Origin of the sequence: Streptomyces sp. NPDC086080 (assembly GCF_044540255.1) — a bacterium.
In the GTDB taxonomy this organism is placed as follows: domain Bacteria; phylum Actinomycetota; class Actinomycetes; order Streptomycetales; family Streptomycetaceae; genus Streptomyces.
The window spans coordinates 1-13,621 of sequence record NZ_JBITRU010000023.1 but is presented as its reverse complement, the minus strand read 5'-3'; the positions used below and the strand labels follow the sequence as shown (position 1 = coordinate 13,621).

Genomic DNA, 13,621 nt, shown 5'->3' with positions numbered 1-13,621 from the left:
CGCGCGGCGATCACGGCCTCATGGCTCCACTCCCGTCAACCCGCGCTGCCAACCGCGGAGTCGCCCCCTGACACACCCGTCCGCCGAGAAGGGAAAGCCGGGGGTGTAGCGCAGCCGTCCTCTTGAGGTGGCGTCGCGGCGGGGGTGCCGCCGTGCGGGCGAGGACCCCGGTCGGGAGTCCTCTTCCGGCGCGGAGCGCGCATACCCGGCGAAGGGTCAGGCGGCGGCGAGGACGACCCGGCAATCCTCCCCCGGCGGCCGCCCTTCTAGACCGAGAGCGGCGGCGGTCAAGAAGCTCACGCGGCATGGTCGGCCCTCCGCCGCGCACACTCTGGCCAGCGTGGTCACTGCTGTTGGATGCCAGATCCATCGTAAACTCTTCCCCCTGCCGGTACAGCGCCAACCTGCAAGCGCGAGCCGCAGTTCGGCAAACACCAACGCCGTATCCCCCGCCGTCGCGCCAACTCTTCGGGCCACTGGGGACCCAGCGCCCGGGAGATTATTTCCTGTACTGCGGATATTACGGTCAGTAATCAATCCGCTTCACAGGGTGTCATTCTCCCCATCGCGATCCTGCCTTGCGCTCCCGATCATGTCAACTAAAGTACACAGCAACGAACCCAGCCCCGACTGAGTGAGAGATCGATACGTGGTGGTGTGCAGTCTTCAGCAGGACAGCTCCCGGGAGCTGTCCTGCAACTCGTGCCTGTGCTGAGGCGTAGCCGCCATCCTCTGGCGGAGAGACTCAGTGCTCTGATGGCCTCCCGTCGGGATGCCAAGGGCCGCGCATTCTCGTCGCGCACCTTGTCTGCTGCCGTGGACGCGCTGCCGGGTGATCACCCGTCGGTGTCTCACGCTGCCATCGCCAAGCTGGCCAAGGGGTCCCAGGACAACCCGACCGTGGGCACCGTCCTGGCGCTGTGCGAGGCTCTGGGCGGCGTTCCACCCGCACACCTTCTACCACACGACAGCTACGGCGATCTGAAATCCCTGGAGGCCTTCGAAGATCCTCAGGCACGCCGCGTTCTCGCCCTGTTGAACGGCCTTCCACCCGATGAGGTGCAGAACGTCATCACGGACTTGGTACGCCGTCGGGAGGAACTCGGCCTGGAGCCAGTGCCGGACGACGAGACGGCCCAGACGCCGGGCAGGCGCCAGCGGCGCCGGAGTATGGACGACGCCGCACGGTATGCGGCAGATTCACTGGAGGGGCTGTAAGTGGTCGACGGCATAGTCTTCGGGACGTGCACCGTAGCCGGGTTGCTGGTCACGGCACTCTGCACGCGGAGGGCTCTGGGTAACCCGCGGGTCTCCACCTGGGCGATCGCCCTCGCCTTCGGGGTGTGCACACTCGGTGTCCTGTGTGCCGTCCCCGCAGTGGCCGATGCGCTGCAGAACGTCACGGGCCTGCACAACGCCGGCAAGCTGGTGGCCCACATCTGTGCGGTTCTGTGGTGCGCCTTCCTCCAGATCACGATGGTGGATCTGGCCTACCGGCCCGAGTATCTGAAGGCCGCGATGTTCCAGCGCGGCTTCGCAGCCGCGGTGGAACTGGCGATCCTGGTGCCGCTCTTCGTGGCCACGAACCGGCCCGACGTCGAGTTCACGACCAAGTACGTCGACGACCCGAAGGTCGCCGCATACCTGCTGATCTACCTCTCCTACGTCCTGGTCACCTGCGCTGAACTCGCATTCATGTGCGGCAGGACAGCACGCCGTAACTGGGGCATCAGACCGTGGAGTGGCGTCGGCTTCGCCTTGTCCTCCGTGTCGGCGGCCCTCGGCCTGGCGTATGCGTTCTCCAAGGGCTCGTACATCATCTTCTACACCCTCGACAATCCCTGGCCGCTGAAAGCCGAGGAGGTTGTGAGCCCCACGCTGAGCGGACTGGCGGTGCTGTTCCTCTTCGGCGGCCTGACGCTCCCCATGATCGGTGCCCTGCGTGAGCGGCTCCGCCAGAAGAAGGCGCTGGCCGAGGATTAGCCGCCCCGGCCGGAACGGAGGCCGGGCAGCGGCGATTTCGACGAGTGTCCCGGTCAGGAGAAGGGCCTGGTGCCCCAATAGCGCACCGGCAGATCGAGAAGTCCGCGGGCACGCAGCGACGGCCGCCACCGAGGTTCATTCTCGGTGAGTTCGAGGTCCTCGAACCGCTCAAGGAGCGCGGCCAGGGCGATCTCGGTTTCGGCTCGTGCCAGGGGGGCGCCCAGGCAGTAGTGGATGCCGTGGCCGAGCGCCAGGTGGCCGGTTGCGTCGCGGCCGAGGTCCAGGCAGTCCGGGTCGGGGAAGCGGTCTGGGTCGCGGTTGGCGGCGGACAGGGACAGCAGGACCGTCTCGCCCGCCGGGATCCGGACGCCGCCGATCGTCACGTCCTGGATCGGGAAGCGGCGGATGGCAAGCAGGGCCGGGCCCTCGTACCGGGCGAGTTCCTCGACGGCGGTGGGGATCCGCGAGGGGTCTTTGCGCACCAGCGCCATCTGGTCGGGATGCTGCAGCAGGGCCAGGACCGCGTTGCCGATCAGCTGGACGGTGTTCTCATAGCCGGCGAAGAGGATAAGGAAGGCCAAAGACATCAGCTCGTCCTCAGTGAGTCGGTCGCCCTCCGTGTCCCGCACAGCGATCAAGTCGGTGAGGAGGTCATCGGCCGACTCGCGCCGCTTGTGGGCTATGAGCTCCGTGAAGAAGTTCAGCATGGCCGCGATGGCCTCCTTTGCGGCCTGGGGGCGGTCCGGATCCGGGGCAATCAGCGCGCTCGTCCAGGCGCGGAAGTCCCTCCGGTAGCTGCCCGGGACGCCAAGGAGATCGCAGATCACGGTGATCGGCAGCGGGGCCGCATACGACGCGATCAAGTCTGTGGTGCCGTGCTCGCCGAGGGCGTCCAGGAGTTGATCGGTGGTGGCCCGGATCGGGGCGCGCAGCTGCTCGACCCGACGCTGGGTAAACGCCCGTGCGACCAGGCGATGCAGACGCGTGTGGTCCGGCGGATCCATGTTCAGGAGATTGGCGTCCAGAGCTGGCGGCAGGGACAGCCCGCGGTAACTGCCCTCGCGGGCATGCGTCTTGTCCAACGACAGGAGCGGATCGGCAAGGGCGGCGCGAACGTCGTCGAACCGGGTGACGAGCCACGCAGGTTGTCCATCCGTTCCTGTGATCCGGTGCACCGGAGAGGTAGTCCGCAGCCTCTGGTAGACGTCGTATGGGCGGGTCAGCAAATCGTCGGCAGCATCCATTCGTCCACCCTAGGACGCTGTTCCCGCTCGGCTATTCCCGGCTCGGACCTGGCGGCCGGGCCGGTGTCCGAGACCCGCCTCGGGCGAGTTGGACGATGCCGTCCTCCATCTTGACCAACAGCCCGGTACTGGAGCCGAGGCCGCTGAACACGGTCAGGGTGGCTCCAACAACACCAATAGGGCTCTCCAGCTCAGCTGTGCCTGCTGGTTCGAACAAGTCGGAAAACAGGGAGCGCGACATGCTTGTCCTGCCGTTCGGGCCGACGTACGTCACGCTGTAATCGTCGGCACTCGCTACGAATACGACATCTTTCGGGGCAGTCACGCCGCAGCCGACGGTGGTTTCGCCATCCGAGGCGTCTACGAAATTGGCGGCGCCGGTAAGCGTCGGCATCCTACGCACCACCACCCCACCCCCTACCGCGCCCGACCAGCGAATACGTCGGCTGGGTGCGTCCGGGCATGGCAGGCAAGGGGTGCGGCAACCGGGGGTCAGGGCTTGCGGTCGAGGTTCACCGTCATCGTCGGCGTCCACTTCTCGATGGGGCGGCGGACGGCCCTGCGCTCCCTGACAGCCTCCTGCGCCAGGCGGTTGGCCTCCTGCACGTCCGGCGCGTCCACCTCGACCTCGGCACCGGCGTGAGCATGAAGAAAGACTTTGTACCGGGGCATGCGTTCCTCCAGCTGGCCACAGACTGAGCGGGAATACGGCGCGGCCACAATCGGCGCGACAGTGATCTGTAACGGCGCTGTGCAGCACGGGACTTGCTGCTGCCCTGGCCGCCTGCCGCGCTGTGCCGCACCCAGAAAGCTACGGTCCTGCTCCCCCTGCTGGCAGAGCGGTGACCAGGAACAACACCGCCGCACCGCTGCGCGCCGGTGGCCGTGGCGGACCCGGCAGCCAGACCGTGGGAGTGTCGACGGTTCGGCGCGGGCTCGGCAACTGCGATCGATGCACCCGCCGGCTGGGCGGGCGGTGCCCGGGAGACGGCAGCACGTGGGGCCCGAACCCGGGTTGCCGGGTACGGGCCCCACCACGAACGCGTGGCTGCCGCTCAGCGGTCCCAGCTGCCGGGAGTGTCACCGGCGTCGGGGTGGGCTGGTGATCCGTTAGGCCGCCCACTTTCCGGACCGTTCGAACTCGCCGGTCCTGAGGTCCACGATCAGGTGGTCGCCGGGCTGCGGCAGGGTGTCGGCGGCAATGTCTGTCAGCAGGTCCCGGAACATGCCGTCCAGGTCGGCGTACAGCTCCTTCTCGTCACCGTCCTCGGTGAAGTCCTCGAACTCGTCCACCGACCCGTCCGCGTGGTGGAGGTAGACCCTCGACTCGTTCCAGAACACTCCGTTCTCCGCCGGGGAGTCGGTCACGAACTCGACCCGGGCGACGGGCTTGCCTGCGCTCGGGGGGATGTAGAACAGGGCGCGCAGCACGTCCACGAACATGGACTCGCGGCGCCGGATGCTGGCGGCCGTGAGGGAGCTGGCGGCGGCCGTGAGCTGTTCCAGCGACCAGTGGGCGGTCGCCTCCTCAAGGGCAGCATGGTCGGCCAAGAACGAGGCGCTGAGACGGCCCACGCGCATGGGCCGGGCCGAGGTGGCGGCCAAGTGCGCCGCATCGCCGGTGGTGACGAAGCTGTTCGGAGCCAACTCGGTGGTGCTGCCGTGTTGCTCCTCGTACAGCTTGATCAGGGTCGAGCAGACCTTGCAGTCCGTTGCCGGGAATTCCTCCAGCTCCGAGTGGATGCGGCAGTTGCCAGCCGCGTCGACCGGCCAGCCATGGCGGTGCTCCAGCCAGTCGTTGTAGTCCATGCCGGTCAGCCCGACGAACTCGTACTGCTCAGTCGGCTGCTTCTCCCACTGCTCGCGCAGCCTGTCCATGAACGCCTGACGATTCACTGAGCTGGTGTCCTGAGACACATGTTCTCCTCTCGTTTACTTGCGGACACCACGTCCGCATGGAGCCCTGGCCGGGAGGCGAGTCCGGCTGTGGTCGGTGTGTGGTGGCCCGGCCCCGGCCCGGCCCCGGTGGAGGGGGATTTGGGGGCCTGGGGCCGGGCTGGGGTGGGCGCGGACGGGTCCTGGGGGCCGGTCCGTCCTGCCCTGGTCTGGGTGTCCCCGGGGCTCTGCGGCGCGGAGGCCGAGGCACGAGGGGCGCGGAGCCGGGGCCCTGCGGGGTCAGTTCAGAACGCGGAACGTGCGCCAGTCGGCCCACTCGATCCAGGTCGGCCATTGCGGAACGGCCCCGTCAAGGATGCGCGTGGCGCCGTTCTGCTGCTGGTAGTCGAGGAGTCGCACGCGTCGGGTGGCGGCGATGAGCACGGTTCGGGAGTCGACCATGACCGAATCGTCGACCTCGATCAGCTTGCCGATGTGCTCTGCCGACAGGTCGGCGAGAGTTGTGCCCATATCAGGTGCTGCTCCTTGGTGGCGGGTGGAGGGGTTAGGCGGCCTTGTAGCTGTTCAGCTTCTCGGTCAGTTCGGCGCGGGCGAGCTTGAGGGCCTGGATCTTGCCGTTGATCTTGTCGATGGCGTCCTGGACGGCTTCGGCGCGCTTGGTGTCGAGGAACTGGGCGTAGGCGGCCTCCCGCGCCGGGGTGGCCTTGTCGGCCTGGTAGGTGGTGACCAGCCCGGTGACAAGGTCCTGGACCTTCTCGAAGGTCTCCTTGCTCGCCCGCTCGGCGGTGGCGTTGGTCGGGTAGGCCGCCGCGAGCATGGTCCGGCGGAACTTGATCAGCGGCGCGGCCCCGTTGTCCGCCCCAGCGGTCAGGTCGGCCGGGTTGACCAGGTGGTGACCGACCACGTACGGCTGGTCGCCATCGCCCAGCATCGGGGCGTCGGTGCGCTCATGGCGGTCGATGCTGCCCTTGCCGAATTGGATGTTCAGCAGGCCCGCCACGGCCGGGGCGTCACGACGTACCCGGCAACCACGACCCCGCTACCCCACTGCTCCCGTTGTGGGTGCAGGTGGGGCGGCTTTCGCTCCGGGGGAACTCGACGGCCGCACTGCACGAGCAGCACTCGCCCACCATGACCGGCGCGGTCGTCTCGGCCTTCGCGTCCTTGACGGGGTAGACGCGTCCGTCGGCGGACCGGTACAGCGTCCCCGTCTCGATCAGCGGCGCCACACGGGCAGCGGACACCCTACGGCCCGCGTGCCCGAACCCGTCACCGCGCTGCCACAGCAGACCCGCCCCGGCCCACTCGATCACCTCGGCATCCGTGCCCGGCTCGGCGGTCTGTACGAACTCACGCGACGCCCACAGCTCCGGCGACTCCTGCGCCTCCGACTCCTCATCGGCGGCGAGCACGGCGAGCGCGGCCCTGCCTGCGTCCATGGCGGCTTGAAGGTCGAGCCGGTACACCCCGTACCGCTCATCCACCGACGTGCACAGCGCGTGCCAGGTGTCGGCCGTGGCGTCGGTGAGGTTGGCGGGGATCGCCGACAGCGTGTCTGGCAGCAATGATCGGCATATTGCTCTCTCTTCTCGAATATAGGACACCACCCCTGCGACCCCGACTTGTCGGGTCGGACGCGCTCAACCTAACGCCTGTTTATAGTCGCCGAGTCGACTGCCTCACAGATACTCGTGAGTGGACTGAACGCCAATCCAGTCCGTTGTTCGTGACCAGAACCGCTCACAGTTGGGAATCCACGAGTAGGGCTGGTGCTCCCGGTACTGCATTTCCAGTACCTGAAACGATTTTGGCCAACGGGTAAGTTGGAAAACCCTCCCGTCAGTCACCACATACCAGGAATCGGCATGCTCACCATGCTTGAATCCCCACGGACCGATACCAGGGTTGCCGGAGATTGCCATCCCCCTCAACTCCGAGGGAAGAGGCCACAATCCCTCACGACACAGCTCGCCGCAGTGCGGGCCGGCCTCATGGGGCTGGCGCTTGTGCGGCGCGTGATCCGAAAGGACCTTACGCCATCCATGCTCGCCAGTTCGCGCGGAATCGAACCGGTCATTGTAGTAATGCCACTCAGGCACAACTCTCTCCTCTCAGAACAGGTAACCACCCCGGCGAGCCAGGGAAGACGAGGTGCGCCTGTCCGACGATCTGGTCGAGCGATGTCGGCCGCATGCGGGCGGCCAGGGGCTGATGGGTGATGGTTGGCACTGCTCAGCCCTCTTTCTCGGGGTTGTCGCGTTTCTTCCGGGCACGCCACTCGGCGACCCATTCGGGGGTGCGCTCGGGGCAGTATTGGCTGCCGTTCTTCTGGAAGAACCAGTTGGACTTGATGCGGCTCCATGCGCGCCCGGGAATGGTGGTGTCGCAGCCATCTTGCGAGCAGTGTTCGACGGCTGATCACTGGTTTTCGCGTCGACGGTCGGCGGACATGGTTCTCCCTTGGTTCGCGGCCCTGTGTAGTTCAGTGGATAAGGGACTAGATGACCTCACCTATGTAGTGGGTGGAGTAGCGGCCTCCGTAAGGAACGATATCCAGAGCAATGCGGCGAGCCGCAGCCATAACGGAATCCTTACTTTCTCCCCAAACGGTGTGTCGCAGCTCCTCAGGAAGTTTCACGTCGCAGTCAACGACAACGTCTGTGTCCTCGGATTTTTCCGCGCACCGCTTGTGTGCGTGATCCGCGGTTACCGTGACTTCGTGGACGCCTTCTGCTTCCGGGCTCCACTGAATGTAGGCCCAATGCATTTCGTGCCCTCCAGGGCTAGTCCCAGTAGACGTAAAGCTCTATGCCGTCGCCAGTGTTCGGGTTCGTAATCCAGATACCGTCTTTGAAGCAGTGACAGCTACGGGCCTTGATGTGGACCTCAGACCCGTCAGCTTCCGCTTGCTCGATTACCTTGCGGAGCGCTTCCGCATGTTGCTGGAGGTTCAATGGAGTTTCCTTGACGGGAACATGGTGTTCCCGCGCTGCACGTCAGCCTCGACGTAGGTCAGGGCCTCTCCTGAGAGACCCGAGGTGGGCAGCGTTCTCCTTCCTGAGCAAGCTCAGGAAGGAGAACGCTTCAGTCACCGCTGTTCCAGGGGAATTCGTGGCCGTGCCGGGCCACAAACGCGTCGTACGCGGCGATGATGCACGGCCGGTCGTTCCCCTGAGGGAACTGCCGAGCGGACCTGAGGTCGTCGTCGAGAATGAAGGCGCGCCGCCTCACGGTGCGCAGGTTTGCAACACCGCGGACGGTTATCAGGTCCGTCTCCTCATGCCAGCTGGCCACGAGATTGCCGTGACCGTCCCGTACGTACAGCGCTTTGCCCCGCCGGTCGTGGCCGACCTTCTCGGCGACGGCCATGAACACCGGATAGTCGGCAGGGCCGTGCATCCGCTCCCGGCGCTTCTCCTGCTGGGTTTTCTTCCGCAGCGCAAGGGCGCTGGTCAGAACGTTGACGCCCGCGCCGACTTGGAAACTCTCCATGGGCAGGTCAACGCTGGCCATGATCCAGCACTCGTCGAGGATGTACTGGCGGAGCGCCTCATCGTCGGCGCCGGGGTTGGACAAGATCCCGTTGGGCAGGACCATGCCGATGCGGCCGCCGGGCCGCACCCATTCGATCGCCTTCTGGACAAAGAGCTTCTCAGGTACCACGGAGGAGGCCGGCTTCCCGCGTCGGAGAGTGCCGTCCTTCTCACGGGTCCAGCTGAAGGCGACGCTCGGCTTCTCGACTTGTGACGGGCCTGTGCGGAACGGCTCCAGGACAGGACCGGTCACGGAGATGTCCGAGCCGAAGGGAGGGTTGGTGAGCAAGACGTCGACTGCACCGGGACCGATGCGGTCGAGATGGCGTCTGGCATCGGGGAGGCCGGGTAGGGCGCCGCTCGTGGGGAAGGCCAACGAGTCCATGTGGAAGGTGTTGCCGACGCTGCCGGTCAGCATCATCACGGCGAACGCGGCGGCACGGGCCATCATGGGGTCGAGGTCCGCGCCGAAGACCCGCTCTTGTGCATTCCTGCTCAGTTCCTCGTGGTGAGCTGCTGCCAGTCGGGCGTGCTCCTGCGTGGTCAGGAGGGCGGCCTCGATGGTCTGTCTGCGGCTCAGGGCTGCGAGGCTTTCGCGGAGGAAGCCGCCGGTGCCGCAGCACGGATCGAGTACGGTCGCTCCTGGCTCGGGGGCGGTGATCTCCACCAGCAGGCGGACCACGCTGGCGGGGGTGAAGTACTGACCGTGGTCGCCGCTCAAGGTGTCGCCGAACAACTCGTGGTAGGCGGTGGTGAGGGTGTCCAGGGGCGTGGTGCAAAGGCTGTAGGCGGCCAGCCCGCCGACGAGGAAGCCGAGAGCTTGATCGCTGAGAGAGAGCTCGTCGGTCTGGTCGAACAGGTTGTAGTGGGCGTAGCGCTCCTTGACCTCGCCGAAGAGTGCTCTCACGCGTTCCGCGGCGGCGGAACGGTCTGCTTCACCTGGAACACGGTCCGACGTGTCGCGGTGGAGGTGGAAACGGGTCTCCCTCTTTCCTTCGCGGACCAGGTATTCGTCATGGAACTTAGCGAGCAGGACGTACAGGAGCTGCCAGAAGGCCGCGTTTAAGGGCTGCCCCTCGTTGACGTGGATGGCGTTGCGACAACGCCGGAAAGCGAGCCTCAGCATCGTCTCGTTGGCCGGTGTGCTCCCGGTGGTGCGCGAAGGAGGCGCGGGTGCGGTGTCGCGCTGGTGCGCGACTGCAGTTGGCCAGTTCGTCAGAGGAAGGAACGTTTTGTTCCCCACGGACGTGGTGTCTCGACCGATGAAGAGCAGGTCGTTGCCGTCGGTCCACAGGCCGTACCAGCAGGCGGGCCCAGCCGCCTGCATGAGCGCGGTGACCTCGTCGGCCGTGTCGTCCTGGTGGTGGGCATGCGTGTAGGAGCGGATTTTGGCTGAGGCCCGGTTGTTCCTGGGGCGGACGCTTGTCACGACGACACGGCGGATGTACTCCTGCTCATGCGGCCTGCCGTGCTCGAAGACGGCGAGGCTGACACGTCGCCGGCGCGGACGGCCGCCTTCCGGGTCCGTCACGTGGAGAGGGACGTCGGCCGCCACGTCGCGCGGGTCGATGCCGTACTGATCGACGAGAGCCCGTACGACGCTCTGGCGTAGCTTCTCGGTCTCGGAGAGCCGGATCACCGTTGTGCCGGTGATGTAGTCGAAGTCTTCGTTGTCTGCCAGGTCGTGTGGTCGCGCGGGCTCCGTGAGGGCCGCCGCTTCCATCTGCGCGATCGGCGTTTCTGCGTCGCGGTCTGAGGCTACGGGAGGTGTGGGGGTGCTGGGGCCTGTGCATACCTTGGTCATCTATTTCATCTCAGCGATCTCGAGGTACCTGTGTGTGCTCGGTGCGGCAGGTGGTGGCCATCAGCCCGAGGAGGCCGACTGCCCGGGTTCAAACAGCGGTGAGACGGACGACGTGCGCCACGAGGGCGGTCGCTGTGAGCTCACCGTCATGGAACTCCCAGTTGATATGGACAGTGGATGCCGGGTAGTCGCGGGAACGGCCCAGGTGCAGCACGCCGTGAGCGCCGTCCTGGGTGATGCTGATCAACGGCACGCCTGGAAGGCTCTGGGGGATCACGGTCACCTCGTCCGAAGGCGCAGTGCCGTCAGCGAGGCCATCGAGGTCGGCGGCCAGCTGCTGCAAGTGATATGCCTCGTGAGCGCAGACGCCGTCGCAGGTCAGAATGGCCGTACGGGTCCGGTCTCGCCCGCTGTACAGCTCGTGGCGCGTACGTTCGCCGTCATGCTCGCTGAGGACCACCGTGGCGTCAGCCTCGGAGCGGTTGCGGACGATCCAGAACGCCTCGCTCTCCTCGTCCTGCCACCTCCAGCTGATCTGAACGCCAGGTGTGTTGAGAACCTCCTTCCAGCCGGTTGTCGCTATGGGCGGACCGCCCCTCCAGGCAAACAACTCCAAAGTGCTGCGCCTGGAAGCCTGGTCGGTGAACAACGCATCAGGAGCGGACGGCCATGGCCTGACGCGAGCCAGGAGAAGGGGCGTGTCCGCCGGCCAGTCGAGCCCGCCGTCGTGCGTGAGACGACGGCGCTGAACCAGGCACCCTGCGCACGCCCCGGGTCCGTCTCCAGGACAACGCTCGTAACCGCCCCATCGCTGACGGCCAGTCAATGCCTCGAACAGTGAGGTGTGATGCGTCGGCCGCCACCCACACTGGTGCAGGTGGTCGAAGTGGGCGCCGAGGGTGAGGCGGGTCCAGCCGTTGCCGTCTGGGCCTCCGGGTCCGTAGGCGGGCTGCTCCAGGAATGCGGGCATGCAAGGTACCTCCAGGTCCGTCATGAAGGTGAAGGGGAATTAGGGGCCGAGCGGGCCCGTTCACCCGCGCTGGCGTTCTGGCGTTCCCTGCTCATCGCGAGGAGCGCAGCGTGATCGTCAGCGTTCTCGGGTGGGTGGGGCCGGTGGGTGAAGGGGCTGCACGTACCTGGGTGTCCAGCGCCGGACTTGCAGTCGAACGGGATCGGCCGGCTACGGCCCTTGCGGCAGATACGAGGGCTCATGACATGCGCTTACAGCAGTACGACCCGAAGCCCGTTGGTGAGCAGGGCCACGGCCGCAGACAGCTCGCGGGGTGTGCTCAGCGAGCCCAGCTGAGCGGCCGCAGCCGAATGACTGTGCCCAGCAACGGCATTGAGTGCCGCCTGAACGGCATGACGGACGGTTTCCGTGACACGCATCTGGACTTCGGTGTCCTCCAAGTCGGCAGCTGTGACCTGCCCGCGCTCCATGAGGCGGTTGGTCTTGGAGGCGACATCAAGGGTGGTGAGCGCGTCGTCGTCCGCCGCGGGAGCGAGAGCGGAGAGGTTCGCGCCACCGAAGGCAGTACGGAAGCGTGGCGGGCAGTGGATATGAAGCTCCATGGCGAGCTCGGCGGCGAGGCCGCGGACGGCTACCAGACCATAAGTGTTGGCCAGTTGCGTCATGAGTCCGAGCGCTGCGCAAAGATCCCCCCGCCTGAGGGCTATCAGGTAGGCGTCGGTGACGGTGCGTATGAGCTTCTCAGGAAGCGCGGTACTGGACACGGTGTTTTCCCTGTCCGGGCGTTCGGGTGGCTGCGCGCTGACGAACTCGCAGGTGATGAGGTTGTCCCAGTCGTGATCGGTCATGAGAGCGCTGCTCCTTGAGCTTGTTGGATACGGCAGCTGGCTGGGGCCGGCAACGAAACTGCCGGTGGAGCTGGGCTGGTCGTTCCAGCACGGCCCCACCGGCAGGCGGGTGTTTCTTTGGCTCCCGAGCCGGCTGTGCCGGCCCAACGCTTGCGCTTCAGAGCGGGTCGTCGAACTACCCATCGTGGTCACGGAGGTCGATCATCACTGATTGGCCCGTCGCGCTGTCGGTGACGGTGAAGACACAGTCGTCCCCGTCAGTAGCACCGTCGCGGCCGAACTCGTCTGCCCAAACCTGGCGAGTAGCCCCGAGAGCTGTGCTTCCTTCAGCGTCGATCTCCCAGCTCACGCGACACGTGGTGTCGCGATCTGCTGTCGGATCGAGCCCTTCGGACACAGACTCTTCATCCTCCTGGAAGTTCTCGCGGAAGTGCGCGACCGCTGCGCCAGCGTCGTCGGCACAGATGCCGGAGGCTCCGGCCCCGCGGTCGGGCTGACGGTCCAAACGTCGCCGAAGGCCCACGTGCGAACCTGGTCGATGTGGGACTTGGGCGTCCCCTGGTTGTCGAGGACTGCGGCGAGTATGTCGAGCCAGTCACCCTGCGAGCAGCCACAGATCGTCTGGATGGCGACCGCGTACTTCTTCTCGGGGTGGAAGATGGCGGGCCAACGGCGCGCTCTGCCTCATCGGCTCCCGGGGTTGCGGTCAACCCTCCTGGGGGTGTTCGTAGATGGGCTGAACGGTGTCCAGGTCGACGACCTGGCCCACGCGAAGGGTGCTCAGCCCGCGGAGCATCGCGATCTCCTGCTTGCGCTCTGCGACGCCCTCGGGGCTCAGCGGCCGACCGTCCTGCCTGAAGTTACCCTCTTCGAGCATCTGCTCCAGCGTGTTCTTCCACTGGTCGACCTGGTACTGCTTGATCTTCTGCGTGCGGGCCATGGGTCAGTCCCTCCTTGAAGGGCGTGATGTGGGTTGGATGACGTGCTGCACGACCTGGTCCAGCGCGAGCACGTCGTCGATGACACGGGTCTTCTTCAGGTGGCCAGCGGTCACTGGCTCTCTTCCCAGACCCTGAAGGCACGCCGGAACTCGGGAGAGTCCTTCTTTTCTGCGTGAACCAGGGCGTCGAAATACTCCTCCAGCTCCCGCTGGGACATCTTGCGGGGGCCCGTCGAGTCAGCTATCGGAGTCTCCCTCGGCGGCGCGGCTCTTGCGAGCCGAGCGCCGGCGGATGCTGGCGGCGAGACCAACGTCGCTTCCTAAGCGGCTTTTTGTAGCTCGGTGTTGATCTCCTTCTCGGGGTCGAGGCGGTGGATGTGGATGTCGTGGGTGACGCGGCTGG

Annotated in this window: 12 protein-coding genes; 2 read left to right on the top strand and 10 right to left on the bottom strand. The window is 66.2% G+C overall.

Going from position 1 to position 13,621, the window contains the following annotated elements:
• Window positions 1-756 precede the first annotated feature (756 nt).
• Both ACIF9R_RS24795 and ACIF9R_RS24790 read left to right on the top strand, forming a co-directional pair.
• Window positions 757-1,218, top strand: coding sequence for a hypothetical protein (locus ACIF9R_RS24795; RefSeq protein ID WP_399984003.1), 462 nt, complete (start codon window positions 757-759; stop codon window positions 1,216-1,218).
• Window positions 1,219-1,260: 42 nt separating this feature from the next.
• Complete coding sequence (locus tag ACIF9R_RS24790) at window positions 1,261-1,983, top strand: hypothetical protein (protein WP_399984000.1); 723 nt, start codon at window positions 1,261-1,263, stop codon at window positions 1,981-1,983.
• 53 nt (window positions 1,984-2,036) lie between these two features.
• On the opposite strand, the gene ACIF9R_RS24785 is transcribed toward ACIF9R_RS24790, so the two are convergent.
• From ACIF9R_RS24785 to ACIF9R_RS24740, 10 genes are all read right to left on the bottom strand, one after another.
• Entirely contained in the window at window positions 2,037-3,227 is a 1,191-nt protein-coding gene (locus ACIF9R_RS24785) for a cytochrome P450 (protein ID WP_399983997.1), read from the bottom strand.
• Between the two features lie 492 nt (window positions 3,228-3,719).
• Complete coding sequence (locus ACIF9R_RS24780) at window positions 3,720-3,899, bottom strand: hypothetical protein (protein WP_399983994.1); 180 nt, start codon at window positions 3,897-3,899, stop codon at window positions 3,720-3,722.
• Window positions 3,900-4,337: 438 nt separating this feature from the next.
• Entirely contained in the window at window positions 4,338-5,144 is an 807-nt protein-coding gene (locus ACIF9R_RS24775) for a hypothetical protein (protein ID WP_399983991.1), read from the bottom strand.
• A 258-nt stretch (window positions 5,145-5,402) separates the two neighbouring features.
• Entirely contained in the window at window positions 5,403-5,633 is a 231-nt protein-coding gene (locus ACIF9R_RS24770) for a hypothetical protein (protein ID WP_399983988.1), read from the bottom strand.
• A 34-nt stretch (window positions 5,634-5,667) separates the two neighbouring features.
• On the bottom strand, window positions 5,668-6,123 hold the full coding sequence (locus ACIF9R_RS24765; RefSeq protein ID WP_399983985.1) for a hypothetical protein: 456 nt from the start codon (window positions 6,121-6,123) through the stop codon (window positions 5,668-5,670).
• 10 nt (window positions 6,124-6,133) lie between these two features.
• Window positions 6,134-6,688 carry a hypothetical protein gene (locus ACIF9R_RS24760; RefSeq protein WP_399983982.1) on the bottom strand — a complete coding sequence of 185 codons (555 nt, stop codon included), beginning with the start codon at window positions 6,686-6,688 and terminating at the stop codon, window positions 6,134-6,136.
• A 1,519-nt stretch (window positions 6,689-8,207) separates the two neighbouring features.
• On the bottom strand, window positions 8,208-10,379 hold the full coding sequence (locus ACIF9R_RS24755; protein ID WP_399983979.1) for a class I SAM-dependent DNA methyltransferase: 2,172 nt from the start codon (window positions 10,377-10,379) through the stop codon (window positions 8,208-8,210).
• A 169-nt stretch (window positions 10,380-10,548) separates the two neighbouring features.
• Window positions 10,549-11,109 carry a hypothetical protein gene (locus ACIF9R_RS24750; protein ID WP_399983976.1) on the bottom strand — a complete coding sequence of 187 codons (561 nt, stop codon included), beginning with the start codon at window positions 11,107-11,109 and terminating at the stop codon, window positions 10,549-10,551.
• A gap of 572 nt (window positions 11,110-11,681) precedes the next feature.
• A complete protein-coding gene (locus tag ACIF9R_RS24745; RefSeq protein ID WP_399983973.1) occupies window positions 11,682-12,278 on the bottom strand; it encodes a hypothetical protein in 597 nt (198 codons plus the stop codon).
• Window positions 12,279-12,984: 706 nt separating this feature from the next.
• Window positions 12,985-13,218: a hypothetical protein gene (locus ACIF9R_RS24740; RefSeq protein ID WP_399983971.1), complete on the bottom strand. Its 234-nt coding sequence runs from the start codon at window positions 13,216-13,218 to the stop codon at window positions 12,985-12,987.
• Window positions 13,219-13,621: the final 403 nt, after the last annotated feature.

Excerpts from the sequence above, each read along its gene's own strand:
- ACIF9R_RS24770 (WP_399983988.1), bottom strand. The coding sequence starts at position 5,633 with ATGGGCACAACTCTCGCCGACCTGTCGGCAGAGCACATCGGCAAGCTG.
- ACIF9R_RS24740 (WP_399983971.1), bottom strand. The coding sequence starts at position 13,218 with ATGGCCCGCACGCAGAAGATCAAGCAGTACCAGGTCGACCAGTGGAAG.
- ACIF9R_RS24780 (WP_399983994.1), bottom strand. The coding sequence starts at position 3,899 with ATGCCCCGGTACAAAGTCTTTCTTCATGCTCACGCCGGTGCCGAGGTC.
- ACIF9R_RS24795 (WP_399984003.1), top strand. The coding sequence starts at position 757 with ATGGCCTCCCGTCGGGATGCCAAGGGCCGCGCATTCTCGTCGCGCACC.
- ACIF9R_RS24745 (WP_399983973.1), bottom strand. The coding sequence starts at position 12,278 with ATGACCGATCACGACTGGGACAACCTCATCACCTGCGAGTTCGTCAGC.
- ACIF9R_RS24755 (WP_399983979.1), bottom strand. The coding sequence starts at position 10,379 with ATGGAAGCGGCGGCCCTCACGGAGCCCGCGCGACCACACGACCTGGCA.
- ACIF9R_RS24785 (WP_399983997.1), bottom strand. The coding sequence starts at position 3,227 with ATGGATGCTGCCGACGATTTGCTGACCCGCCCATACGACGTCTACCAG.